The sequence below is a fragment of the Paraburkholderia sp. BCC1884 genome, from assembly GCF_900996225.1.
Taxonomy (GTDB): domain Bacteria; phylum Pseudomonadota; class Gammaproteobacteria; order Burkholderiales; family Burkholderiaceae; genus Paraburkholderia.
Genome location: NZ_CAAJGL010000079.1, coordinates 1 through 22598, shown reverse-complemented (window position 1 = coordinate 22598; position 22598 = coordinate 1). Strand labels below are relative to the sequence as shown.

Below are 22598 nucleotides of genomic sequence, written 5' to 3'. Positions count from 1 at the left end.
TCCTCGCTCAAAGCGGATACACGAACGCCGTGTACCGTTCATGCAGAAAATGAAAAAGCCGTGGGATGACGAGGTCGTCTCCACGGCTTTTTTGCTTTAGCGCTCAGGCGAAATGAATTTACTTCGAGGCCCAGCCCCAGAACATCAGCCACCACGCGCTATCGACCACGGCCAAAGCCGCGATAAACCACACCATCGCGAGACCGCGCTGAAAAAAGCGCTCGCTGTAGCGATGCGTGACGAGCCACGCCAGCCATGCACTCCAGAGATTCGCAATCGCGAGAATCGCGATACGCAGATCCGACGCCCACCAAAGCGACACATGTTCCGCGCGCAGCAGCGACAGCGTCGTCGCCGACAAACCGAGGAACACGCCAGCGCCCGCGATCGGAATCAACCCTTGCGTCAGATGATGCAGACGCACGGCGTTAAAACGGCCCAACATGCGCGTCGCGCCCATCAGCAGCACCAGCAGCGCGGTGCCGTACACCAGCGCCGTGGCGAGGATGTAGCCGATCACCATGGTGCCGTCCAGCCACGAAAATACGTCGTTCTGCTCGGGGTAATGCGTGAACAGAAACCACGGCGCGTTGGTGTCGAGCGGCCAGGTGATGTTGTGATCGACCAGCCAGTTCGCGAAGAACATCTTCAGATCGATGAACCAGCGCGAGGCCGTCCAGTGGAACGCGCCGATTGCGATGCCCAGCAAGCCGTACAGGATCAGCGCAGTGTCCCACGGATTGGCCTGCTTGTCGCCGAGTTGCACGACTTCCGTCGACGGCGCGCGCCACGTCAAGGCAATCGCGTCGCGGTGGCCGCTGCAACGGCCGCACATATGGCAGTCCGAGGCGCCCTTCATATTGCGCAAGGGCACGAGCGGCGCGCAATTGATCGGAATCACGCGATGCCCATGTTCGCCGTTCTTGTACGAACGGCGCCATGCTTCTTCATCGACTTTGTAGTGGAACGGCGCGAGACGCGCCAGTAGCGAAAAAACCCCGTTGACGGGGCAGAGATATTTGCACCAGACGCGCTTCTCCCGTCCGTATAGCAAACCGATGATCATCGCCGCGAAGGTCGAGCCACCCAATACCAGCAGCACGGCTTTCGGATACTGGTAGACGCTCACCATCTGACCGTAGATCGTGGTGATGCCGAACGCGACGAATGGCCATCCGCCCCAACGCATCCAGCGCGGGATCGCCCAGCCGCGCCCGTACTTGCTGGTGAATTCGGCGAGCGCACCTTCAGGGCACAGCACGCCGCACCAGACCCGCCCGAGCATCACCATCGACAGCAGCACGAAGGGCCACCAGATACCCCAGAACACGAACTGCGCGGCGAGCGTGAGGTTGTTCCACAGATGCGCGGTGTCGTCCGGCAGCGGCATCACCGCCGGCACGAGAATCAGAAACGCGTACACCGCCACCACGACCCACTGGATGCCGCGAATCACCGCGCCATGCCGTTGCATCCACTGCCCGGCCGCGGCAAGGCGACCCGGACGGGACATCAGCGTACTCATGCTGCGCGCCCTGCGGCCTGCTGCACCGGTTTGCGGGTCGCGCGACGCACCAGCAGATAGACCACGGCCCAGTACACCGCGTACGCGAGCAGGTTCATCAGCGCCGGATGAGCGCGATAACCGGTGAGCGTCGCGACCAGCGAACCGAAGGTGCTCGAATCGTCGAGAATCGCCGACGAGTTCCACAGCTGGTCGACGAGCGTCGGCAGGATTTCCTTGTCGATCAGCTTGTCGACGCCGGTCTGAAACAGGCCCGCGCCGAGAAACAGCAGCATGATTTCGGTGACGCGGAAAAAGAGCCGCCACGAGAAGATCTCGCCGCCCAACTGCAACAGGTAAAACGTGAGAAACGCGAGCCCGAGACCGATCACGACTGCGAGCATCTGGCTGGCGTCCACGTGACCCGACTGGCCGAAGCCGAGACCGTACAGGAAGATCACCGTCTCGCTACCTTCACGCGCGATTGCCAACGCGACCAGCAAGGCCACTCCCCACCAGTTCGAATCGCGCTGACTCTTTTGCAGCGACTGTTCCATGTCGCGCTTGAGCGTGCGGCCGTGCTGCTTCATCCACAGCACCATTTGCACGATCAGCACGCAGGCGACCAGCACCATCGCGGTCTGGAAATAATCCTGCGCGTCGCCCGAGAGCACCTCGGTGAAACCGACCAGCGCCGCGCCGAGCGCCACCGCCGCGACAAGCCCCGCCACCACGCCGCCCCACAGATAGGGCAAACCGCGACGCGCATCGTCATCGCCATTTTTCAGCCACGCGTACAGGATGCCGACGACCAGCAACGCCTCGACGCTTTCCCGCCACACGACAAATAGAATCTGACCCATCTTGCTCTCCCGTCTACTGCCCTGGCGTTCGCGGCCATTCGAGGCGCACGTCCGCATGCAGGGCCACTACTTCGCGACGATTACACCCTGCGCCTGCTGATGGAAATCGTCGAAGAACTTGTACTCGCCCGGTTCGAGCGGCGCGATCACCACGAACGATTCCGCGCCCGGCGCCAACACCGTTTCCTTGCGCAGCTGCAAGCTTTCGAATTCGGCGGCGCCCTTGCCGACATTGCGCACTTCGATCTTGATGCGCTTGCCGGCCGGCACTTCGATACGCGCCGGATTCAGCTTGCCGTCGCTCATTTCCAGCTTGAAGGTGGGCAGGTCGACGGCGTGGGCCGCACCCGCCAGCGACATCGCTGCGGCAAAAATCGCGATCTTTCGGTTGATTCTCATTAGCCCTTCCGGAAAACGCGGCGCGTCGGAGTCCACATGTGAGGCCTTCTGCGCGCCGCCTGCTGCGTTGACCCGTTCAAGCGTCGTCGCGGGTTAGCCGCGCTGAATGACGCATGACGCATCGCGCGGTAAACCGTGACGACACATGGCGATCAGTAGCCGCCCTTCTTGCCGATGCCGGCGAAGGTAAAGTCGTATTCGAGCGTAATCGGCTTGAACCACGGACCCACGCCGGTTTCCTTGTCGACGTGACGGCCGAACGCCATATGGCCGCTTTGCATCGGCGCTTCGACAACCATCTTCAGGTGGTACTTGCCCGGGCCTTGCAGTTTGACGTTGTCGCCGTAGTGCGGGCCGTCGTTGGCGACCATCGGCATCAGGTCGCCCTTCTGCGTCTGGGTCGAACCGGCCTTCGTCAGTTCATAGTGCACTTGCAGATACGGCATCCAGTCGCCTTCGGCGAAACCGGTCGGGTTGTTCTTGACGGCGTGGATGTCCGCTTCGAGGTGGACGTCCGAATCCGACGCCTTGCGCATCATGCCTTCGGGTTCCATCGTGATCGGCTGCAGGTAGACGGCGTTGATTTCCATGCCGCCGTGGATCTGCTGCTTGCCGATCGGGTATTCCGCTGCCGTTGCCGACAGCGCCGCGACTGCGGCCACTGCTGCCGCGCCACCACGCACAAATGAAGAAATCCGCATTGAAACTCCTTGTTTTTATCAGACGAGACTGGATAGACACCCATTGGAACAGTGCGTTGCGCATGCCGGGCTCGACCGTCGACGTCTTTCACGAAAGCGACGGCCCGTAAGCAAACCGCATATACGAACGTTAATGCGAACCATTCTCAATATTGGATGAGTTTATCATCGATCGCTGGAGAGGACAAATGAGAAACAGCCCAAAGCCTTACGGCAGTGGGGTCTTAAGGGATGCCTAAGGATTCTGATGGGCCACAACTGGGATAACGCGCCGGCCGCTCGCGGAGCGTGATTGCGGCCTCGTTCATATTGCGTAGGGTGATTGTCGGCTCGCTGTCGGCAAACTGCGGAGCCAATCGCGGCAATCCGTCGACCAGGCGTGGCACATCGCCACGCCTTCGCAGACAGCGTTACTCGACGCCGGAGATGTGGTCGCCGACGTTTGCGCCGAACACGCGCTGGCGCAGCAGCGCCAGTTGATCGCGGGTTTGCGCGGCCTTTTCGAACTCCAGATTCTTGGCGTGCTCCATCATCTGCTTTTCGAGACGCTTGAGTTCCTTGGCGAGTTGTTTCTCGGACATGTCCTCGAATTTCGCGCGCGTCTGCTGCTCTTTCAACTCGGCGCGGGCGTCGTCGACGTTGTAGACGCCGTCGATGATGTCGCGAATCCGCTTGACCACCCCGCGCGGCGTAATGCCGTTCTCGAGGTTGAAGGCGATCTGCTTGGCGCGCCGACGTTCGGTTTCGTCGATCGCGCGGCGCATGGAATCCGTGACCCGATCCGCGTACAGGATCGCCTTGCCGTTCACGTTACGCGCCGCGCGGCCGATGGTCTGGATCAGCGAGCGCTCGGCGCGCAGGAAGCCTTCCTTGTCCGAGTCGAGAATCGCCACGAGCGACACTTCCGGAATATCCAGCCCTTCGCGCAGCAAGTTGATGCCGACCAGCACGTCGAAGGTGCCCAAACGAAGATCGCGGATGATTTCGACGCGCTCCACCGTGTCGATATCGCTGTGCAGATATCGCACCTTGACGCCATGGTCGGCGAGAAACTCGGTCAACTGCTCGGCCATGCGCTTGGTCAGCACCGTGACCAGCACGCGGTCGCCCACTTTGACGCGCTCGTTGATTTCGGCGAGCACGTCGTCGACCTGAGTGCGTGCGGGACGCACCTCGATTTCCGGATCGACCAGACCGGTTGGGCGCACCAGCTGCTCCGCCACCTGCCCAGCCGTCTTATTCTCGTAATCCGCCGGCGTGGCCGAGACGAACACCACCTGGCGCATCTTGCGTTCGAACTCGTTGAACTTGAGCGGCCGGTTGTCCAGCGCAGACGGCAGACGGAAACCGTAATCGACCAGGTTCTCTTTACGTGCCCGGTCGCCGTTGTACATGCCGTTCAACTGCCCGATCAGCACGTGCGATTCGTCGAGCATCATGATCGCGTCCGACGGCAGGTAGTCGACCAGCGTGGGCGGCGGTTCACCCGGCGCCGCGCCCGAAAAGTGTCGCGAGTAATTCTCGATGCCCTTGCAGAAACCAAGCTCCTGCAACATTTCCAGATCGAAACGGGTGCGCTGCTCGAGGCGCTGCGCTTCGACCAGTTTGCCGCCGCCATAGAAGAATTCGAGCCGCTCGCGCAGTTCGTTCTTGATGGTTTCGACCGCGCGCATCACCGTATCGCGCGGCGTCACATAGTGCGACGACGGATACACCGTGAAGCGCGCAATCTTCTGGCGCACGCGGCCGGTGAGCGGGTCGAACAGTTGCAGCGTTTCGATTTCGTCGTCGAACAATTCGAGACGCACCGCCATCTCGGCGTGCTCGGCCGGGAAGATATCGATCGTGTCGCCGCGCACGCGAAACGAGCCGCGCTGGAAGTCCGCTTCGTTGCGGTTGTACTGCATCGCGATCAGCCGCGCAATGATGTCGCGCTGGCCGAGCTTGTCGCCGGTGCGCAGCGTCAGAATCATCTTGTGATATTCGGACGGATTGCCGATACCGTAAATCGCCGACACCGTCGCCACGATCACCACGTCGCGCCGCTCCAGCAGACTCTTGGTGGCCGACAGCCGCATCTGTTCGATGTGCTCGTTGATCGACGAGTCCTTCTCGATGAACAGGTCGCGCTGCGGCACGTACGCTTCCGGCTGGTAGTAGTCGTAGTACGAGACGAAGTACTCGACTGCATTGCGCGGGAAGAACTCGCGGAACTCAGAGTAAAGCTGCGCGGCGAGCGTCTTGTTCGGCGCGAACACGATGGCCGGGCGGCCGAGCCGCGCGATCGTGTTGGCCATCGTGAAGGTCTTGCCGGAGCCGGTCACGCCGAGCAGCGTCTGGAACGACAGGCCGTCCTCGACGCCTTCGACGAGCTTGTCGATCGCCGTGGGCTGGTCGCCGGCGGGCAGATACGGCTGGTAGAGCTGGAACGGCGAGCCGTCGAACGTGACGAACTTGGATTCGTCGAGCGCGTCTTCGGCTTCAGTCAGATGTTGTTCGGACATGTGGGGCGGCACCGGGCCTTGGGCAAAGAACTATTCTAACGGGTTGCGCGCAGGCGGGCTGAGCCGGTCTTCCGTAGCGGACTGAAGGCGGTTTGCCGCCTTTTTCGCCTGGGCGTGAAGCGGATTCACTGCACCCATCTGGCGCCCGGATGCCTGTTTTTCAAGCAATTAATTCCCTTTCGCGGGTGTTGTCGCTCAAAAAACGACCTCGAATTCGTTACAATGCCAAGTCGCGCCCGCTTGCAGCCGCCCGCCACCCGCCCGCGTTTTTTGCCGGACGTCACAGGCCGGGCCGCCTTAGCGCTCGACGCCGCCCTCTTTTCACTACTGCTGCCCACCATCATGTCTCTGTTCTCCGCCGTCGAACTTGCTCCCCGCGACCCGATTCTGGGCCTGAACGAAGCTTTTAACGCCGATGCGCGCGCCACCAAGGTCAACCTTGGCGTTGGCGTGTACTTCAACGAAGAAGGCAAGATTCCCCTGCTGCGTGCCGTGCGTGAAGCCGAAAAGGCGCGCGTCGAAGCTGCTCTGCCGCGCGGTTATTTGCCGATCGAAGGCATCGCCGCGTATGACGCGGCCGTGCAGAAGCTGCTGCTCGGCAACGACTCGCCGCTGATCGCCGCGGGCCGCGTCGTGACGGCGCAGGCACTGGGCGGCACGGGCGCGCTGAAGATCGGCGCCGACTTCCTGAAGCGTCTGAACCCGAATGGCAAGGTCGCGATCAGCGATCCGAGCTGGGAAAACCATCGCGCGCTGTTCGAAAGCGCAGGTTTTGAAGTTCTGTCGTACCCGTACTACGACGCCCACACGCACGGCGTGAACTTCGACGCCATGCTGAGCGCGCTGAACAGCTACGCCGCGGGCACGACCGTCGTGCTGCACGCGTGCTGCCACAACCCGACCGGCGTCGACCTCACCGTCGACCAATGGAAGCAGGTGGTCGAAGTGGTCAAGGCGCGAAACCTCGTGCCGTTCCTCGACATCGCCTATCAGGGTTTCGGCGACAACATCGAAGCGGACGCGGCAGCAGTGCGTCTGTTCGCGGCCTCGGACCTGAACGTGTTCGTGTCGTCGTCGTTTTCGAAGTCGTTCTCGCTGTACGGCGAGCGCATCGGCGCGCTGTCGATCATCACCTCGAGCAAGGAAGAAGCCTCGCGCGTGCTGTCGCAACTCAAGCGCGTGATCCGCACCAACTACTCGAACCCGCCGACGCATGGTGGTTCGGTGGTAGCAGCCGTGCTGGCGTCGCCGGAACTGCGCGCCACGTGGGAAACGGAACTGGCGGAAATGCGTGACCGTATTCGCGCAATGCGTAACGGCCTGGTCGAACGCCTGAAGGCAAGCGGCGTGGATCGCGACTTCAGCTTCGTGAACGCACAACGCGGCATGTTCTCTTACTCGGGCTTGACGTCGCCGCAAGTGGACCGTCTGCGCGAAGAGTTCGGCATTTATGCCGTGGGCACGGGCCGCATCTGCGTGGCTGCGCTGAACACGCGCAACCTCGACGCGGTGGCGAGCGCGATTGCTCACGTGTTGAAGTAAGGCAGCCGGCGCGCGTGTTCTGTGAAGCGCGCTTTGCCGGACATGCTGGCTGGAATGTAGAAACGGCGCCCTTTTCAAGGCGCCGTTTTTTTGTCTGACTCTCTGTTTGAACTCGCGCTTTCAGCGTGAATCCCGATGGATATCGTGCGTGACGAAACCCGCATCGTTGTCCGGCATCTCGAGCCAGTTGGGTTGCGCAAGCGAATGACGAATGTCCTCCAGGCCGCTCTGCCAATGTTCGCGCATGGTCGACAGGCCGAACTGGAAGTCCTTGTAATGCCCTTCGTATTCCTTGTGCCGGTAGATCAGATGCATCACGTTGTAGCGCTTGGAGCACGATAGGTCGTCGGCCAGCTTGCACCACGGGTCGTCGCGCTGCTCGGACGGCACGCGGTCGAGTACCTCGCGCAGAACATGCCGGAAACGTTGCGAGCGTTGCAGCATATCGGTCACGAGACGCGTGCGGCTCGAATACTGAATGTCTTTCATGCGCCCCTGGACGTCGGTGATGTTGTCCGGCACCGGCCCGATCGCGCTCCATAGATCGACCTGGAAAGCGAGCGTGTCACGGCGCGGCGTGGACTGGATCACCTCGTACAGCGGCGTGTTCGACATCAGACCGCCGTCCCAGTAATACTGCCCGTCGATCTCCACTGCAGCGAAACCCGGCGGCAACGCACCCGACGCCATGAAATGCTCGGGACGCAGTGTCGTATGCGTGTTGTCGAAGTACGCGAAATTGCCGGTCCCGCAATTGACCGCGCCCACCGAGACCCGCATTTCACGCGAATTGATCCGGTCGAAATCGCACAAGGCCTCGAGCGTGGCCTTTAGCGGCGTAGTGTCGTAATAGCTGGCCATTTGCGGCGGCCCGGACACCGTGGGCAAGGGTGGCGGAAAACGCGGCACGAAAAAGCCCTTCTGCCCTTCGACGATCGCGCCTATCGCCTGCGTTGCCGTGAACGCCTTGCGCACGGCGTCGCTGGAATTGAACAGCGCGTGCTCGATGAAAGCAGGCAACGGCGGCCCGAATGCCGGTTGGCAGATCGTCTCCCAGAACTGCAGCAGTCGCTCCACCCGCTTTTCCGGCGGATTGCCGGCGATGATCGCCGTGTTCAATGCGCCGATCGAAATACCCGCAAGCCAGTTGGGCTCGATGCCGGCTTCGTTGAGCCCCTGGAAGACACCGGCCTGATAAGCGCCCAATGCACCGCCGCCTTGCAACATGAGCGCGACGGTTTCGTAATTGGGCAAATGTAGATGCCGCCCCGGCTGTGCTGCGGGCGCCGGACCGGCGCCCTCGCCTTCCCCATCACCGGGCGCACCCGCGCGCGCCCGCTTGAGATTGCGCTGCGCCATGGGCGCCTCCTTATTGCATGTACCAGCCGTGGCTCACAATAAAGGACTGGCCGGTCAGCGCCGCCGTCGGGAAGGTGGACAGGAACAGCACCGTCTCTGCGACGTCTTCCACCGTGGTGAAGATGCCGTCGACCGTGCCGCCGAGCATGACGCGCTTGATCACGTCTTCTTCGCTGATGCCGAGTTCCTTGGCCTGCTCGGGAATCTGCTTGTCGACCAGCGGCGTGCGCACGAAACCCGGACACACGACATGCGAGCGCACGTTGTGCTTCGCGCCTTCTTTAGCCAGCACGCGCGCGAGACCGAGCAGCGCATGCTTGGCCGTCACATAAGCGGACTTCAGCGGCGAGGCCTCATGCGAATGAACCGAACCCATATAGATCACGATGCCGCCGCGATCGTCCTTGTACATGTGCTTGAGCGCGGCCTTGGTGGTCAGGAAAGCGCCGTCCACGTGGATCGCCTGCATTTTCTTCCAATCCGAAAACGAATAGTTTTCGATCGGATTGACGATCTGGATGCCGGCGTTGGAGATCAGGATATCCACCGAGCCGAGTTCCGCGACGACTTTGTCGATGCCCTGGTTGACGGCGTCCTCGTTCGTGACGTCCATCGCCACGCCGATTGCCTTGCCGCCGCCCTTTCTGATTTCTTCAGCAACGGCGTTCGCGCCGTCCTGGTTCAAGTCGGCGATTGCGACAGCCGCGCCAGCCGCGGAAAGGGTCAGCGCGATCTGCTTGCCGATGCCGCTTGCGGCGCCGGTAACGACCGCGACCTTACCATTCAGATTCGTGTTGGGTGACGACATCCAGAACCTCCGTGCAGTTGATGAGCAATGAGACCACAGGCCGCCGACGGCGTGAAGTCAGCCAGACGGCATAGGCCGTCCGGCCGAATGTTGCACTGCGGCCAACGCTGCTATTGTGCATGAAGCGTGTGAACTCCATCGGTAAAACGCACATCGAACGGTATCTCTTTACACTACATGTTTCAGCGGGATTCCGGTGGCATCACCAACAAGGAGGAATGCATGAATTATCGACGTCTGGGCCGTTCAGGCCTGCAGGTTAGCGAACTGTCCATCGGCTCATGGGTGACCTACGGCAATCAGGTCGACCACAGCGCGGCACGCGAGTCGCTCGCGGCCGCACGCGACGCGGGCGTGAACTTCTTCGACAATGCCGAGGTGTACGCCGCCGGCCAGTCCGAAGAAATCATGGGTCAGGCGCTCAAGGAACTGGCGTGGCCGCGCGTCAGCTACATCGTTTCGACCAAGTTCTTCTGGGGTCTGCAGGAAGCGCCGAACCAGTACCACACGCTGAACCGCAAATATCTGCTGAACGCGATCGATTCGTCGCTCAAGCGTCTGCAACTCGATTATGTCGATCTGGTGTTCTGTCATCGTCCTGACCCGAACACGCCCGTCGAGGAAACCGTCTGGGCCATGAGCGACATGATCACGCGTGGCAAGGCGCTGTACTGGGGCACTTCCGAATGGAGCGCCGACGAAATCCGCGCCGCTTACGACATCGCCGAGCGCCACAGTCTGCACAAGCCGGTGATGGAACAGCCGCAGTACAACCTGTTTCACCGCAAACGTGTCGAGCAGGAATACAAGCGGCTTTACGAAGATATCGGCCTCGGGTTGACTACCTGGAGCCCGCTTGCATCCGGCCTGCTCACCGGCAAGTATCGCGACGGCGTGCCGTCCGACAGCCGTGCCCAGTTACAAGGCTACGACTGGCTGCGCAAGCAGGTCACGGACTCCGGCAAGAACAATGTGGTCGGCAAGCTCGGCGAAGTGGCCGACGAATTGGGCTGCACCGTCGGTCAACTGGCTATCGCGTGGATTCTGAAGAATCCGCATGTCAGCACCGTGATCACGGGCGCGTCGCGGGTCGAGCAGATCGGCGAAAACATGAAGTCCGCCGAAGTGGCCGAACGCATCACGCCGGAGATCAAGCAGAAGATCGAAGACATCATCGGCGACTCGTACGACTGAGCAGTCTCGTGCGGCGCACGCAACCCGGCTTCGCAATCGCGGGGCCGCGTTACGTGAGTCAGAGTGCAAAGCGCGAGGCGCTGCGCGCGCGTCGCGTACAATACGCGACCGCGCAGCACATTGGCGCTGTATGTCCGCCGTGCTTGCGCCTTGCATCCGCAACGCCGAATCCAGCCTTGGACCGGCACGCCCTCTTTAGCGTCTCCTCATCATGCTCAGCTACCGCCACGCCTTTCATGCAGGCAATCACGCCGACGTTCTGAAACACGCCGTCGTCTTGCAGCTATTGCGCTACCTCGGCCAGAAAGACAAGGCCTATTGGTACATCGACACGCATGCGGGCGCGGGCGTCTATTCGCTGAAAGAAGGCTTCGCGACCAAGACCGGCGAATTCCAGACCGGCATCGCCAAACTTTGGGGACGTGACGATCTGCCGCCCATCTTTTCCGAGTACGTCGACGAAGTCGGCGCGCTCAACCCGGACGGCCAGTTGCGCTTCTACCCCGGTTCGCCGTACATCGCATGGCGGCAGATGCGCGAGCAGGACCGCATACGTCTGTTCGAACTGCACACTACCGAAATCGATGTGCTTCGGCACAATTTCCGCGATGCGGGCCGCCGCGCCATGCTTTATGCGGGCGACGGCTTCGACGGCATCCTTGCCCTGCTGCCGCCGGCGTCACGCCGCGCGTTGGTGTTGCTCGATCCGTCGTACGAAGACAAGCGCGACTATCACCGTACGTTGCGCTGTGTCGAAGAAAGTCTGAAGCGTTTTCCGACCGGCACCTACGCGGTCTGGTATCCGCAGGTACGGCGTCTCGAATCGCAGCGCTTTCCCGATCAACTGAAAAAGCTGCAGGACCGTAACTGGCTGCACGTGAGCCTGACCGTCAGCAATCCGCCGACGGACGGCTTCGGCCTCTTCGGCAGTGGCATGTTCATCCTGAACCCGCCCTACACGCTGGCAAAAACGCTGAAAGACCAGATGCCGTATCTGGTCAAAGCGCTCGGCGAGGACAAGGCCGCGCAGTTCAAGGTGGAATATCGCGGCGATTGAAGTCCACGGCGAGCGCGGGCTGCGGATGATGAGCGGCGTTGCTCCGCTTACTTGATCTGGCTAGCCGCCTTATGCGCGAAATCGTTCGTATAGGTGGCATTCAGATCGATCTTCTTCGGATCGAGCCGGCTATCGAACGACGACAGCGCGCGCAATGAGGTCGCCGGCCCGTCGGCGGGCATCAGACCGTCCGGCGAGTAGGCATCGCGCACGTTGTGGAACGCTTCCACATACAGCGCCGAGTCGTTGAGCAGATATGCGGGCGGCACCATCTTTAGCAGATCCGCGTCGCTCGCACTCTGCAACCAGTGGTCCGCGCGCACGATCGCATTGGCCAACGCCTGGGTCGTCTTCGGATTCTTCTGGATGAAGCTGTCCGAGGCGTAGAGTGTCGCCGCCGGCATCGTTCCACCGAACACTTCCTGGGTGCCCTTCACCGTGCGGGTGTCGATCAATACCTTGATGGCGCCCGAGCGCGTCAGTTTGGTCATCATGGGATCGACGTTGGAAAGCGCGTCGATCTGCCCACCGCTTACTGCAGCCAGCACCGTCGCGCCGCTACCCACGCCGATCGCCGAAATCTCGTTACGCTGTACACCGGCCTTGCGCAAAGCCACGGTCAGCACGAGATCCGTCGACGAACCGGGTGCGCTTACGCCGATTTTCGCGCCTTTGAAATCCGCGAGTGTCTTGAGTTGATCGGCCTTCGACTTCAACACCCCGACGACGATTTGCGGCGCGCGACCCATCAACGCAAACGCCCGGTAGTGCTGCCCCTTCGCCTGCATGAACAGCGTGTGCTCGAACGCGCCCGCGCCCACGTCGGCGCTGCCGCCCACCACCGCTTCGAGCGCTTTCGATCCGCCCGCGAAATCTTCCAGCGTCACATCGAGGCCTTCGTCCTTGAAATAGCCCAATTGCTGCGCGGCCAGCACCGGCAAATAATAAAGACCCGGCAAACCGCCAACGGCCATGGTCAGAGTGGGTTTTTCCGGTGTGTCTTTGGCGAGCACGCTACCGGGCAGCATGGCGAGCGCGAACAGCGTGAGGCCGGCGCCGGCGGCGCGCCGCATCCAGTGAGTAGGCATGGAATGTCTCCTTGTTCGGTTTTTATTTGATGCGGACGGCGCAGGCGCGCTCTGCAAAATCCGGAGCGCCGGCGAGAGACCGCGCAATGATTGTCGTCGGTGGATTTCGGGGGCGCCATGCGCCGAAACCCCAATGGCAATCAACCAACCGGTCGATGCGTCGACGGAACCGAACGAAACCGAAACGCGGATATGGCGCGCAAACGCCTATTGCGGGCGAGGCGCAGGGCGAGGTTGCGGCTGCGGCATGGCGCCGCCGCCTGACGGCAACTGGATATAGGGCGCGACGATATAGGGCGTGGACGAATTCGGCGCCAGTTCCGTGGGCGCAGCGATCGGCTGAGCGCCGACGATTGGCTGCTTCGACAGCGGAGCGGTCTGCAGCACGGTGCCGCTTTGGCCGTCGCTAATACCGTTTTGCGAGTCCAGGATCAACGGCTTGCGAGCATCGCTGGACGCGGCAAATGCGCTCGATGCCGCAAAACCTGTTGTCAGCGAAACGGCGACGGCCGCAGACAGGATAGTTCTGAACGAACGGACTAGGTTCATGGGCGGACCGATAGGGTTTTGAGGATGCCGGATTGCACAGCAACACCTTACGTTACCGCAGCGCTCAGAGTCGTGCTAGTCGGCATTCGCCATGAATAGCCTTTTCACGCCATACGTGTGGCGGATTTTCGCGCTTCAGATGTGACAAAGCCCCGCATAGACGGGGCTTACACTGAACTGCAACGGCCGCTCAACCAACGCCGCCGGGTCCAACCTGACGCAAATGAAACTTACAGCGAGTAGCCGTTGGTTTCCAGCGAGCGGATGCGTTGCTCGAGCTGAACGATATCCGACGACGATGCCAGATAGGCTTCACGGCGGCTACGTTCTGCGGTTTCAAACCAGATGCTCAGCTTTTCAAGAATGACTGCAAACATGATGTTCTCCAAGGATCAGATTGAATCCCCGGTGAGTTCGGCATCAGGGATTTCCCGTAAAAGGGTTAACCCGAATTATAGCCTCGGAGTGCAACCGCGCCAATGAAATGCCCGCATGACGTGCATTCCGCTTTGGAATGGTGCACGGACGTGGTGCACATAAGTCGTTGATTTAAATGAACCCGCGATGGTTTTGGCGTACATCTCGTTGGAGCCCCTAATTTTAAAGCACAATATCGGTGCAAATCACTGAAGGTTGCGACGAAATATCGAGTGGGGTTGCACCTTTTGCTCGTAAAGCCCATCAGTCCGCATGACAACCCGCTTCTGTAATCGGAGTAGCGTCGGCCAATCCCTCGATGATCGGGCAGTCGGGGCGATCGTCGCCGTGACAGTGGTGTGCGAGGTGCGCCAAGGTGTCGCGCATATCGGTGAGTTCTGCGATTCGCCTATCCAGATCAGCCACATGCTCCAGCGCAATCGCCTTCACCTCGGCGCTGGCGCGCGAGCGGTCATGCCACAGCGCCAGCAACTTTCGAATATCCTCGACCAGAAACCCGAGTCGCCGCGCCTGACGAATGAAACGCAGCGAATGAACCTCCTGCGGGCCGTACACGCGATAACCGGCGCTGGTGCGCGACTTCGCCGTCAATAAGCCAACGCTCTCGTAATAGCGAATCATTTTTGCCGTGACGCCCGACGCGCGTGCCGCTTCACCGATATTCATGACGGATCCCGTGACTGTTGCAGAGTGTTCGTCGATCGTACACCTTCCCACAATGGGAAGGTCATGCGCCGGATCGGCAGGCATAATCCAGCTATCGCAACCTTTACGCTTCGAGGCTTTTCCAATGACGATCGAATTCCAGGTAGAAGGCATGAGCTGCCAACATTGCGTCGCGGCGGTCACCAACGCCATCCGCGAACACGATGCCAATGCGCAGGTGCGGGTCGATCTGGCAGCCGGTCGCGTGACGGTCGAGTCGTCGCAAGCGGCCGACGCCTTGAAAGCCGCTATCGACGATGCCGGTTACACGGTCAAAAGCGTGACCGGCAGCGCGGCCGCTTAAGCGAGTTCACGTCATGTTCAAAGTTGCCGTGATTGGCGCCTCCGGGCTGCTCGGCCGCGCGCTCGTCGACGAGTTGGCGCAACAAAGCGATTGGCAAGTCGTCGCCACGGCGTTCAGTCGGCCATCGGCGAGCACCGTGGTACTGGATATTCGCGACGCGCGGGCGGTCGAGCAGTTCGTCGAACGGGAAGCGCCGGACGCGCTCGTCATCGCCGCAGCGGAGCGTCGGCCGGATGTCTGCGAGCATGATCCTGCGCTTGCCCGCGCGTTGAATGTCGACGCCGTGCGCACCCTCGCTGCAGCAGCGGACCGGCGCGGTGCCTGGACGCTGTCGATTTCCACCGACTACGTGTTCGACGGCACGCAGCCGCCCTATCTGCATGACTCGGCACCTGCCCCGCTCAATGCTTACGGACACAGCAAGCTCGAAGGCGAACGCGCGATGAGCGAAACCACCGATCTCGGCTGCGTGCTGCGTCTGCCTTTGCTGTACGGGCCGATCGTCAGTTGGGCGGAATCGGCGGTGACGAGTCTCGTGCCGGCAATTGCCGCATCGGCTGAAATCGGTGCCCAGCCGGCCACGATGGACGCTTGGGCGATCCGCTATCCCACCTTTACGCCCGACGTCGCGGTCGTGATCCGGCAAATGCTGGCGCGGCACGCTCGCGACGAAGCGATCCGCGGCATCGTGCAATGGTCGGGCGACGAGCCGATGACCAAGTACGAGATTGCCCAGCGCCTCGCCGAAGCGCTGCAACTCGACGCGCAACTGACACCGCAATACACGCCGACCGATACGACACCGCGGCCGCATAACTGCCATCTGGCGTCGGAGCGGCTCGAAGCGCTCGGCATCGGCCGCCGCACGCCGTTCGATGAAGCGATCCGGCAAGTGCTGGCTGCGTTTGCGTGGCGCGACACGACATCCGCCTGATCCCAGGTGGTTGCGGGAGTGGAAGACGGCTAGCCGCCTTTAGTGAAAATCGCGGCTCGCCGTAGCCAGTTCACCGAGCCATTCGCTGTGATCCTCAAGACGATGGGCGACGAGATGGATCACTTCGCCTTGATGTTTCTGCCCCGCCTTTCTCTGCCTGTTTGCGTTCGCCACACTCGCCCCATTCGCCGCCTCAGCCGCCTCAGCCGCCTTACCGGCCGGATTGCCGCCCGTCGCCACGCCGTCGTCGCGCTGCAAGACGCCGTACACCGCCAGCAGCGACGCTCCCAACAAAACCTTGCGCTGTTTTTCCACGAGCGACGGCCAGACAATCACATTGACCGAGCCGGTCTCGTCTTCGATGGAAACGAACACGGTGCCGTTCGCCGTGCCCGGCCGCTGCCGCACGGTGACGATGCCGCACGCCCGGACCAGCGTGCCGTGCCGGCATGCGGCGAGTTCCGCGGCCGTGCGAAAACGCTGTTTGGCGAGCCGCGCTCGCAATAGCGCCAATGGATGACGATTGAGCGTGAGGCCGATACTCGCGTAATCGTCGACGATCTCGCGACTTTCCGCTGCTTGCGGCAACGCCAGCGGCGCCTCGGCGATCGGCGCATCGCGCAGCAATTTGGGCACGACATGCTGCGCCGTCACGGCCCACCAGGCTTCACGCCGATGGCCCGCAATGCTCACCAGCGCATTCGCCGCGGCAAGCGCTTCGAGATCGCGCCGCGTCAAGGCCGCGCGCCGCGCGAGATCGTCGACATCGGCAAATTGCGCGTCGCGGCGAGCCGCCACGATGCGTTCGGCCGCGCCCTGCGCCAGCCCTTTGATCAGATGCATGCCGATACGCACCGCCGGACCGCGTGCGCCATAAGTGCTCGATGGCTGAAACACCCGCGCGGTCAAACGTCTCGCCGCACGCCGGATCGTTCTATTCACTTTCAAGTGCCGCAACGAAAGATCGCGTAATTGCTGCGCCGACAATACGGATTGCTGACGATGCAAACCGGTCTCGTCCGATAAGATCCGCTGCCCTACCTGCCCGCGTTGTTCGAACGTCGACTCCCAATCGCTCAGCGTGACGTCGGGCGGCAATACCTCGACGCCGTGGCGCTTCGCATCCTGCACGAGTTGCGACGGCGAATAAAAACCCAACGGCTGACTATTCAGCAAACCGGCCAGAAACGCCGCCGGCTCATAGCGCTTCAGCCATGCGCTGAGATAGACGAGTAGCGCGAAGCTCGCCGCGTGGCTCTCGGGAAAACCGTACTCGCCGAAGCCTTCGATCTGTTTGCAGATACGCTCGATAAACTCGGGCTCGTAGTCACGCGCCAACATCCGGTCGCTCAGGTCCTTCTGATACTTCGCCAGGTTGCCGCTGCGCCGCCATGCGGCCATCGCACGACGCAACTGGTCGGCCTGCTCGCCGGTGTATTTCGCCGCAACCATCGCCAGGTGCATGACCTGCTCCTGGAAAATCGGCACGCCGAGTGTGCGTTCGAGCACCGGCCGCAACTCATCCTTGGCGTAATCGACCGGTTCCAGACCCTGCTTGCGACGCAGATAAGGATGCACCATGCCGCCCTGAATCGGCCCTGGCCGTACGATGGCCACTTCGATCACGAGGTCGTAATACTTGTTCGGCTTCAGACGCGGCAGCATGCTTTGCTGGGCACGCGATTCGATCTGAAACACGCCGATCGTATCGGCGTGGCTGCACATCTCGTAGACGGCTCGATCTTCGCGCGGAATGTCCTGCACCCTGAATTGCGGAAAGCCCCGCCTCAAGGCGACGAACTCCAGCGCACGCCGGATCGCCGACAACATGCCCAGCGCCAGCACGTCGACTTTCAGGAGTTTGAGCGCGTCGATATCGTCCTTGTCCCATTCGATCACGCTACGATCTTTCATCGTCGCGTTTTCGATCGGCACGAGCCGCGACAGCTTGTCTTTCGCGATCACAAAGCCGCCGACGTGCTGCGACAAATGACGCGGCACACTGCGCAATTCCTTCGTCAGCCGGATCAGATTCTGCGTGATCGGCGAGTTGGCGTCGAAGCCCGCTTCGGCCAGATATTTAGCGACCGCGTCGGTGCCGTCCCACCATTGTTGCGACTTGCTGATCCGCTCGATCAACGACACCTCGAGACCCAGGGCTTTGCCGACGTCTTTCAGTGCACTGCGCGCGTGATACGTGATCAGCGACGCGGTCAGCGCGGCGCGATGACGACCGTACTTCGCATAAATATATTGGATCACTTCTTCGCGTCGCTGATGCTCGAAGTCGACGTCGATATCGGGTGGCTCGTTGCGCGCGCGCGAAATGAAACGTTCGATCAGCATGTTCATATGCACCGGATCGATCTCCGTGACATGCAGGCAATAACACACGATCGAATTGGCGGCCGAACCTCGACCCTGACACAGAATGTTTCGTGAGCGCGCAAAGCTCACGATGTCGTGCACGGTGAGAAAATACTTTTCGTATTTCAGATCGGCGATCAGCTGCAACTCTTTTTCGATCTGATTGATCCGCTTCAGATCCATGCCCTTCGGCCAGCGCTCCACGGCGCCCGCCATCACCAGTTTGCGCAGATAACTCGAAGGCGACTCGCCGGCGGGCACCAACTCTTCGGGATACTCGTACTTGAGTTCATCGAGCGAAAAGCGGCATAGCGCAGCGATACGCAACGTTTCTTCGAGCGTATCGCGTGGATACAGTTTGCCGAGCCGCACCCGCGTACGCATATGCCGCTCCGCGTTCGCCTCGAGCGCGTGACCACATGCCGCTAGCGGCGTGACGAGACCGATGGCGGTCATGGTGTCCTGTAACGGCTTGCGCGAGCGTGCATGCATCAACACACCGCCGGCCGCGACGAGCGGTAATCCGCACTCGTTTGAAATCATGCGCAAGGCGTCGATCTGCAGATCGTCGCTGCCGGTTTGCCACAGTTCGAGTGCGAGCCACGCACGTGGCGCAGCGAACGAGGCGAGCCAATGCGCGCAACGCAGCGTGTGCGACAACGTTGCCGTGCGCTGCGGCACGAGCATCAGGATGCAATCGGGCAATCCTTTGAGATGCTCCAGATGAGGCAACGCATCAGTGAAATCGGATGGACTCAGGCGGTAACTTCCCTTATCCGCACGCGACCGGGCTAGTGTGATCAGCTCGGAGAGATTGCCGTAGCCGTTGCGGTTGGTTGCTAGTGCAACCAGTGTGCAGAAGGACTCGCCGGTGTCGTCGGTCAGGTGGAGTTCGCTGCCGATGATCAGCTGAGGGATTGGTTTTAATGGTTCGGGTTCTGCAGGTTCCGTGCAGTCCGCGGATGCGGTTTTTTTCGCCTTGTCCGCGCGCTCTTTCTGTTGACGGTTCCACTCCCCGGTGATTTCCTTCAACGCCGTGTGGGCTCGCACGACGCCCGCCAACGAACATTCGTCGGTGATGGCGAGTGCGCTGTAGCCGCGCGACATCGCCTGTTCCACGAGTTCATACGGATGCGAAGCGCCACGCAGGAACGAGAAATTCGTCAGACAGTGCAGCTCCGCATACGGAGGCAGGTTGGCTGCGAGTGCTTGCTGAATGACGCGCGATGGCTGGGAGTTCGTCATGATGCTCAGCCGAACAGGCCCTGCAGATACCACTCGCCGCTCAGGCGTTCGCGATACACCCAGAACATATGGCCGCGGTCGTCGGCCGCGACGTAGTAGTCCCGTTCGACTCGATCGCCATCCCACCAGCCGGCTTCGATCCGCTCGGTACGGGTGAGCATTTTCAAGGGGCGTCGGTAGATTGGACGCTGGTCGCGCATCATCAGACGCAGTGGCTTATCGAGCATCCAGACTGGGCGAGGTTGCGAAGGCAACGCGCTGTCGGGTAGATCGAGCGAGGCTTGGGCGGCGTCTGGTTTTGGCGTAAAGAGTGTGGTGTGTGTGTTGCTGCGCCCGGATGACGAGCGGGTTGTGGATGCCTCGAGAGAGGCGTTGGCAGTATGGGTTGCGAAGGCCGCCACCTCTCGGCCTGCCCGCTCTTCTTCCGATGCGGCATGCCGCAACTCATCGGTGAGCCAGGTTTTATCCGCTTTGATTTTTGCCTTGGCCTTCGCCGGCGTACGCTTCTTACCCGAAGTCGCTTGCGACTGGTAAGTCTCGATGCGCATTGCCCGCTCAGGGCGATGATCGTCCTGCACCGACATCTTCAGCACATTCTCCGGCCCCAAACGCGCACTCAAGCGCTCGAGCAGACGCGCGATCGACTCGCCATCTGATTCTGGCATGGGAAACAGCGTGTCCGACTTCCCGGCGTGTTCCGCGATCTGATCCGCGACCAGCTTCAACTCGATGACCGGCGCCACCAGAATGGTCTGATTCAATTGTTCTCGCAACAGCCAGATCAGATGTTCCGCATCACGCGACGGGATCGCCCACGCGACTCTCAAACTCGATGTCTTCGGCGCATGACGGGCCGCCAATTCATGCTCGAGCAGCAAGGTATAAGCGCTGAGTGCAGCATGATGCGCGCTCAACCACCCAGCCAACTGCACAATCAGCCGACGTGCGGCGAACAGCAGCGCATCGGCGTTATCGACCCGCGACGGCAACTCCAGCTGTGCATGAAACGACGCCGGCGCACGAAATGATTCGCGCGGATCGGCGCGCGTGCCATAGGCTTGTGCCAACAGATCCAGAATGCCGCTGCCGAAACGTCGCACCACACCCGAGCGCGGCAATTGCCGCAACTCGGCCAGCGTGTTGCAGCCGACATGCGCAAACGCCTCGCGGTGCGTCTGCGCAACCGGCAACAACGCTACGGGCAGGCGGTCGAGCACGCGTACAAGCGAAGTGTCCTTGACCACATGCCAGCGCCGCCCCTGTCGTGCGGCGCGCGCTTGCGCCAATAACCACGCGCCCCAGGCAGTCGGCGCGCAGGCGATGCGCGCCGTATAACCGAATTCGGCCACCGTGGCGGACACTCGCGACAACAACGTGCGCAAGCCGCCGAACAAGCGCAAACCCGAACCGACCTCGAGCAGCAACGTGTGTCCTTCGGCAAGCGAGACTTTTGGCGTGTACGTCAGCAATGCGAGCGCCATCGCTTTGACTGCCTGGGTTTCGCGATCGACATCGGCGACAAGCAACTCGAGGCCCGGCGCCAGCGCCAAGGCAGATGAACGCGAATGTCCCGCATGGACGCCGGCACACTGCGCGTCGAAATCAGGCAGCAGGATATGCGCGTGATCGGCCAGCGCGTAACAACGCGCCTCGGGAGCCGGCTCGGCATCTCGAGGTTGATTCTCGCTGTCGCGAGGCTCACGCCGACTCGGCTTCGCGGGCGAACCATCCGGGAGCGGCGCGAGAGGCTTGACCGCTTCCAGCGACAGGAGTGGCAAGGTGACTGCGATCCACAACATGTTTGATCTCTCGTCCTTGATGGCTGCCGGCTCCGGTCATCGGCAACAAGGCGCTTTGCAAAGGTAAAACGAGACGTAAAGGCTCAGCGAGTGGCGGCCCGCGACGCTTGAAGATGTCGATGGACAGTCCTATTTCCTGCAACCATTCGCGGCGATTGATCGTCTGGGCATTGGCTGGCAGGATCGGCTCGCAGATCATTCGCAATGGCGCTGGCGAAGATTGCGTGGCCGCCCCGACGGGCCGGATCAAAAATGCCAGCGATGACGACTCCTGAGCCGCCACTTGCAGACGCCGGACCTTATCGGCACGCGCCTTCGTCATCCATATCAGGACAGCGCCGATGCCATCCTGCTTCAATGCCTGGGTGGCGGCCCATAACGCCTGATCTTCACTCGAGCGCACCCATAAAACTCGTTCGACATCGACGCCCCATGCTCTCAACGCCGCGGCGCACGGCTGATAGGGGGGCGCCACGAACATGACATGCCGCCCAGCTTGCTTCGTCAGATGACAAAGTGCGTGGGCCAATAGCCGCATCTCCCCTACACCACAATGCTCGATCAATAACTCCGTCAGGCCGCCGACTGCCCAGCCTTGTCCCGGCAACAACTGATCCAGTGGGACGTAACCACTGGAAATCACACGCGAATCCGCCTCGGCAAGCTCATTGCCCTGCCATACCTGTCGTCGCAATTGCGACGACATTTCGGTCGTCGCAAGCTGAATCGCTGCAGCCATAGACACGCTCTTTCAATAGGGAAAGCTTCGCCCTGCCCGGCATCGGGCACGCGTAAGCGACCAATTTCACTGTATATTTATACAGTATTTTGAGAGGGTTGTTAAGGCGTCGAGGCTAGGTGTGCAGACGGAGAGGAGCGACGGATGATTGCTGATGCTCGCTCGGAATGGAATAAAAGAGCGTGAATGTGCCCTGTTGCAAGCAAATAGCCACAAGGCTCGATATGGAATTGAAGGTTGCTCAGAGTTGAGCTGGAACTGACGGGATACGCGGACGCGGTGCGGCTGGGGCGGGAGTGAGTGTTTTGCGCCCGCTGGGATGTAGTGTGGCTGTTAAACGCAAAAACCCCACCTTGAAGGGGTGGGGTTTGTGCTTGCTGCTTGGGAGCCTGACGATTACCTACTTTCACACGGGAATCCGCACTATCATCGGCGTGGAGTCGTTTCACGGTCCTGTTCGGGATGGGAAGGGGTGGTACCGACTCGCTATGGTCATCAG

The 22598-nt window shown here is 61.3% G+C and carries 19 protein-coding genes and 1 rRNA gene; 5 read left to right on the top strand and 15 right to left on the bottom strand.

Going from position 1 to position 22598, the window contains the following annotated elements:
• Window positions 1–118 precede the first annotated feature (118 nt).
• From FQ705_RS15510 to uvrB, 5 genes are all read right to left on the bottom strand, one after another.
• A complete protein-coding gene (locus FQ705_RS15510) occupies window positions 119–1525 on the bottom strand; it encodes a 4Fe-4S binding protein (RefSeq protein ID WP_144142563.1) in 1407 nt (468 codons plus the stop codon).
• On the bottom strand, window positions 1522–2367 hold the full coding sequence (locus FQ705_RS15505; RefSeq protein ID WP_144142561.1) for an FTR1 family protein: 846 nt from the start codon (window positions 2365–2367) through the stop codon (window positions 1522–1524). The genes FQ705_RS15510 and FQ705_RS15505 overlap by 4 nt, the downstream gene beginning before the upstream one ends.
• 66 nt (window positions 2368–2433) lie before the next feature.
• Window positions 2434–2766, bottom strand: coding sequence for a cupredoxin domain-containing protein (locus FQ705_RS15500; protein ID WP_144142560.1), 333 nt, complete (start codon window positions 2764–2766; stop codon window positions 2434–2436).
• Window positions 2767–2918: 152 nt separating this feature from the next.
• Window positions 2919–3467: an iron transporter gene (locus tag FQ705_RS15495; RefSeq protein WP_144142558.1), complete on the bottom strand. Its 549-nt coding sequence runs from the start codon at window positions 3465–3467 to the stop codon at window positions 2919–2921.
• A 410-nt stretch (window positions 3468–3877) separates the two neighbouring features.
• Window positions 3878–5971: an excinuclease ABC subunit UvrB gene (uvrB, locus tag FQ705_RS15490; RefSeq protein WP_144142557.1), complete on the bottom strand. Its 2094-nt coding sequence runs from the start codon at window positions 5969–5971 to the stop codon at window positions 3878–3880.
• A gap of 342 nt (window positions 5972–6313) precedes the next feature.
• Between uvrB and FQ705_RS15485 the strand changes: the two genes are divergently transcribed.
• Window positions 6314–7513: an amino acid aminotransferase gene (locus tag FQ705_RS15485; protein ID WP_144143532.1), complete on the top strand. Its 1200-nt coding sequence runs from the start codon at window positions 6314–6316 to the stop codon at window positions 7511–7513.
• A 120-nt stretch (window positions 7514–7633) separates the two neighbouring features.
• On the opposite strand, the gene FQ705_RS15480 is transcribed toward FQ705_RS15485, so the two are convergent.
• Both FQ705_RS15480 and FQ705_RS15475 read right to left on the bottom strand, forming a co-directional pair.
• Window positions 7634–8872 (bottom strand): DUF3734 domain-containing protein, encoded by a 1239-nt coding sequence (locus FQ705_RS15480; RefSeq protein ID WP_144142555.1) that lies wholly within the window; start codon window positions 8870–8872, stop codon window positions 7634–7636.
• A gap of 10 nt (window positions 8873–8882) precedes the next feature.
• On the bottom strand, window positions 8883–9680 hold the full coding sequence (locus FQ705_RS15475) for a 3-hydroxybutyrate dehydrogenase (RefSeq protein WP_144142553.1): 798 nt from the start codon (window positions 9678–9680) through the stop codon (window positions 8883–8885).
• A 222-nt stretch (window positions 9681–9902) separates the two neighbouring features.
• On the opposite strand from FQ705_RS15475, the gene FQ705_RS15470 reads away from it, so the two are divergent.
• On the top strand, window positions 9903–10874 hold the full coding sequence (locus tag FQ705_RS15470; protein WP_144142552.1) for a potassium channel beta subunit family protein: 972 nt from the start codon (window positions 9903–9905) through the stop codon (window positions 10872–10874).
• A 211-nt stretch (window positions 10875–11085) separates the two neighbouring features.
• On the top strand, window positions 11086–11931 hold the full coding sequence (locus tag FQ705_RS15465) for a 23S rRNA (adenine(2030)-N(6))-methyltransferase RlmJ (RefSeq protein WP_144142551.1): 846 nt from the start codon (window positions 11086–11088) through the stop codon (window positions 11929–11931).
• A 47-nt stretch (window positions 11932–11978) separates the two neighbouring features.
• Here the strand turns inward: FQ705_RS15465 and FQ705_RS15460 are convergent, their stop codons facing one another.
• The 4 genes from FQ705_RS15460 to cueR form a co-directional block, all read right to left on the bottom strand.
• Window positions 11979–13019, bottom strand: coding sequence for an ABC transporter substrate-binding protein (locus FQ705_RS15460; protein WP_144142550.1), 1041 nt, complete (start codon window positions 13017–13019; stop codon window positions 11979–11981).
• Between the two features lie 207 nt (window positions 13020–13226).
• Window positions 13227–13568, bottom strand: coding sequence for a hypothetical protein (locus FQ705_RS15455; protein WP_144142548.1), 342 nt, complete (start codon window positions 13566–13568; stop codon window positions 13227–13229).
• A gap of 230 nt (window positions 13569–13798) precedes the next feature.
• A complete protein-coding gene (locus FQ705_RS15450; protein ID WP_144142546.1) occupies window positions 13799–13945 on the bottom strand; it encodes a DUF3563 family protein in 147 nt (48 codons plus the stop codon).
• Between the two features lie 304 nt (window positions 13946–14249).
• Window positions 14250–14672 carry a Cu(I)-responsive transcriptional regulator gene (gene cueR / locus FQ705_RS15445; protein ID WP_144143531.1) on the bottom strand — a complete coding sequence of 141 codons (423 nt, stop codon included), beginning with the start codon at window positions 14670–14672 and terminating at the stop codon, window positions 14250–14252.
• A 124-nt stretch (window positions 14673–14796) separates the two neighbouring features.
• Here cueR and FQ705_RS15440 point away from each other — a divergent pair, with 124 nt between their 5' ends.
• Window positions 14797–15015, top strand: coding sequence for a heavy-metal-associated domain-containing protein (locus tag FQ705_RS15440; protein WP_144142545.1), 219 nt, complete (start codon window positions 14797–14799; stop codon window positions 15013–15015).
• Between the two features lie 13 nt (window positions 15016–15028).
• Complete coding sequence (locus tag FQ705_RS15435; RefSeq protein WP_144142544.1) at window positions 15029–15949, top strand: dTDP-4-dehydrorhamnose reductase family protein; 921 nt, start codon at window positions 15029–15031, stop codon at window positions 15947–15949.
• Between the two features lie 39 nt (window positions 15950–15988).
• Here FQ705_RS15435 and FQ705_RS15430 read toward each other — a convergent pair whose 3' ends face one another.
• From FQ705_RS15430 to rrf, 4 genes are all read right to left on the bottom strand, one after another.
• Window positions 15989–19561, bottom strand: a complete 3573-nt coding sequence (locus FQ705_RS15430; protein ID WP_144142543.1) for an error-prone DNA polymerase — start codon at window positions 19559–19561, stop codon at window positions 15989–15991.
• Between the two features lie 5 nt (window positions 19562–19566).
• Complete coding sequence (locus FQ705_RS15425) at window positions 19567–21360, bottom strand: Y-family DNA polymerase (RefSeq protein WP_144142541.1); 1794 nt, start codon at window positions 21358–21360, stop codon at window positions 19567–19569.
• Window positions 21260–22099, bottom strand: a complete 840-nt coding sequence (gene imuA, locus FQ705_RS15420) for a translesion DNA synthesis-associated protein ImuA (RefSeq protein WP_144142540.1) — start codon at window positions 22097–22099, stop codon at window positions 21260–21262. Before imuA ends, FQ705_RS15425 begins: the two co-directional genes overlap by 101 nt.
• A 387-nt stretch (window positions 22100–22486) precedes the next feature.
• A 5S ribosomal RNA gene (gene rrf / locus FQ705_RS15415) occupies window positions 22487–22598 on the bottom strand.

Excerpts from the sequence above, each read along its gene's own strand:
- FQ705_RS15510 (WP_144142563.1), bottom strand. The coding sequence starts at position 1,525 with ATGAGTACGCTGATGTCCCGTCCGGGTCGCCTTGCCGCGGCCGGGCAG.
- FQ705_RS15505 (WP_144142561.1), bottom strand. The coding sequence starts at position 2,367 with ATGGGTCAGATTCTATTTGTCGTGTGGCGGGAAAGCGTCGAGGCGTTG.
- FQ705_RS15500 (WP_144142560.1), bottom strand. The coding sequence starts at position 2,766 with ATGAGAATCAACCGAAAGATCGCGATTTTTGCCGCAGCGATGTCGCTG.
- FQ705_RS15495 (WP_144142558.1), bottom strand. The coding sequence starts at position 3,467 with ATGCGGATTTCTTCATTTGTGCGTGGTGGCGCGGCAGCAGTGGCCGCA.
- uvrB (WP_144142557.1), bottom strand. The coding sequence starts at position 5,971 with ATGTCCGAACAACATCTGACTGAAGCCGAAGACGCGCTCGACGAATCC.
- FQ705_RS15485 (WP_144143532.1), top strand. The coding sequence starts at position 6,314 with ATGTCTCTGTTCTCCGCCGTCGAACTTGCTCCCCGCGACCCGATTCTG.
- FQ705_RS15480 (WP_144142555.1), bottom strand. The coding sequence starts at position 8,872 with ATGGCGCAGCGCAATCTCAAGCGGGCGCGCGCGGGTGCGCCCGGTGAT.
- FQ705_RS15475 (WP_144142553.1), bottom strand. The coding sequence starts at position 9,680 with ATGTCGTCACCCAACACGAATCTGAATGGTAAGGTCGCGGTCGTTACC.
- FQ705_RS15470 (WP_144142552.1), top strand. The coding sequence starts at position 9,903 with ATGAATTATCGACGTCTGGGCCGTTCAGGCCTGCAGGTTAGCGAACTG.
- FQ705_RS15465 (WP_144142551.1), top strand. The coding sequence starts at position 11,086 with ATGCTCAGCTACCGCCACGCCTTTCATGCAGGCAATCACGCCGACGTT.
- FQ705_RS15460 (WP_144142550.1), bottom strand. The coding sequence starts at position 13,019 with ATGCCTACTCACTGGATGCGGCGCGCCGCCGGCGCCGGCCTCACGCTG.
- FQ705_RS15455 (WP_144142548.1), bottom strand. The coding sequence starts at position 13,568 with ATGAACCTAGTCCGTTCGTTCAGAACTATCCTGTCTGCGGCCGTCGCC.
- FQ705_RS15450 (WP_144142546.1), bottom strand. The coding sequence starts at position 13,945 with ATGTTTGCAGTCATTCTTGAAAAGCTGAGCATCTGGTTTGAAACCGCA.
- cueR (WP_144143531.1), bottom strand. The coding sequence starts at position 14,672 with ATGAATATCGGTGAAGCGGCACGCGCGTCGGGCGTCACGGCAAAAATG.
- FQ705_RS15440 (WP_144142545.1), top strand. The coding sequence starts at position 14,797 with ATGACGATCGAATTCCAGGTAGAAGGCATGAGCTGCCAACATTGCGTC.
- FQ705_RS15435 (WP_144142544.1), top strand. The coding sequence starts at position 15,029 with ATGTTCAAAGTTGCCGTGATTGGCGCCTCCGGGCTGCTCGGCCGCGCG.
- FQ705_RS15430 (WP_144142543.1), bottom strand. The coding sequence starts at position 19,561 with ATGACGAACTCCCAGCCATCGCGCGTCATTCAGCAAGCACTCGCAGCC.
- FQ705_RS15425 (WP_144142541.1), bottom strand. The coding sequence starts at position 21,360 with ATGTTGTGGATCGCAGTCACCTTGCCACTCCTGTCGCTGGAAGCGGTC.
- imuA (WP_144142540.1), bottom strand. The coding sequence starts at position 22,099 with ATGGCTGCAGCGATTCAGCTTGCGACGACCGAAATGTCGTCGCAATTG.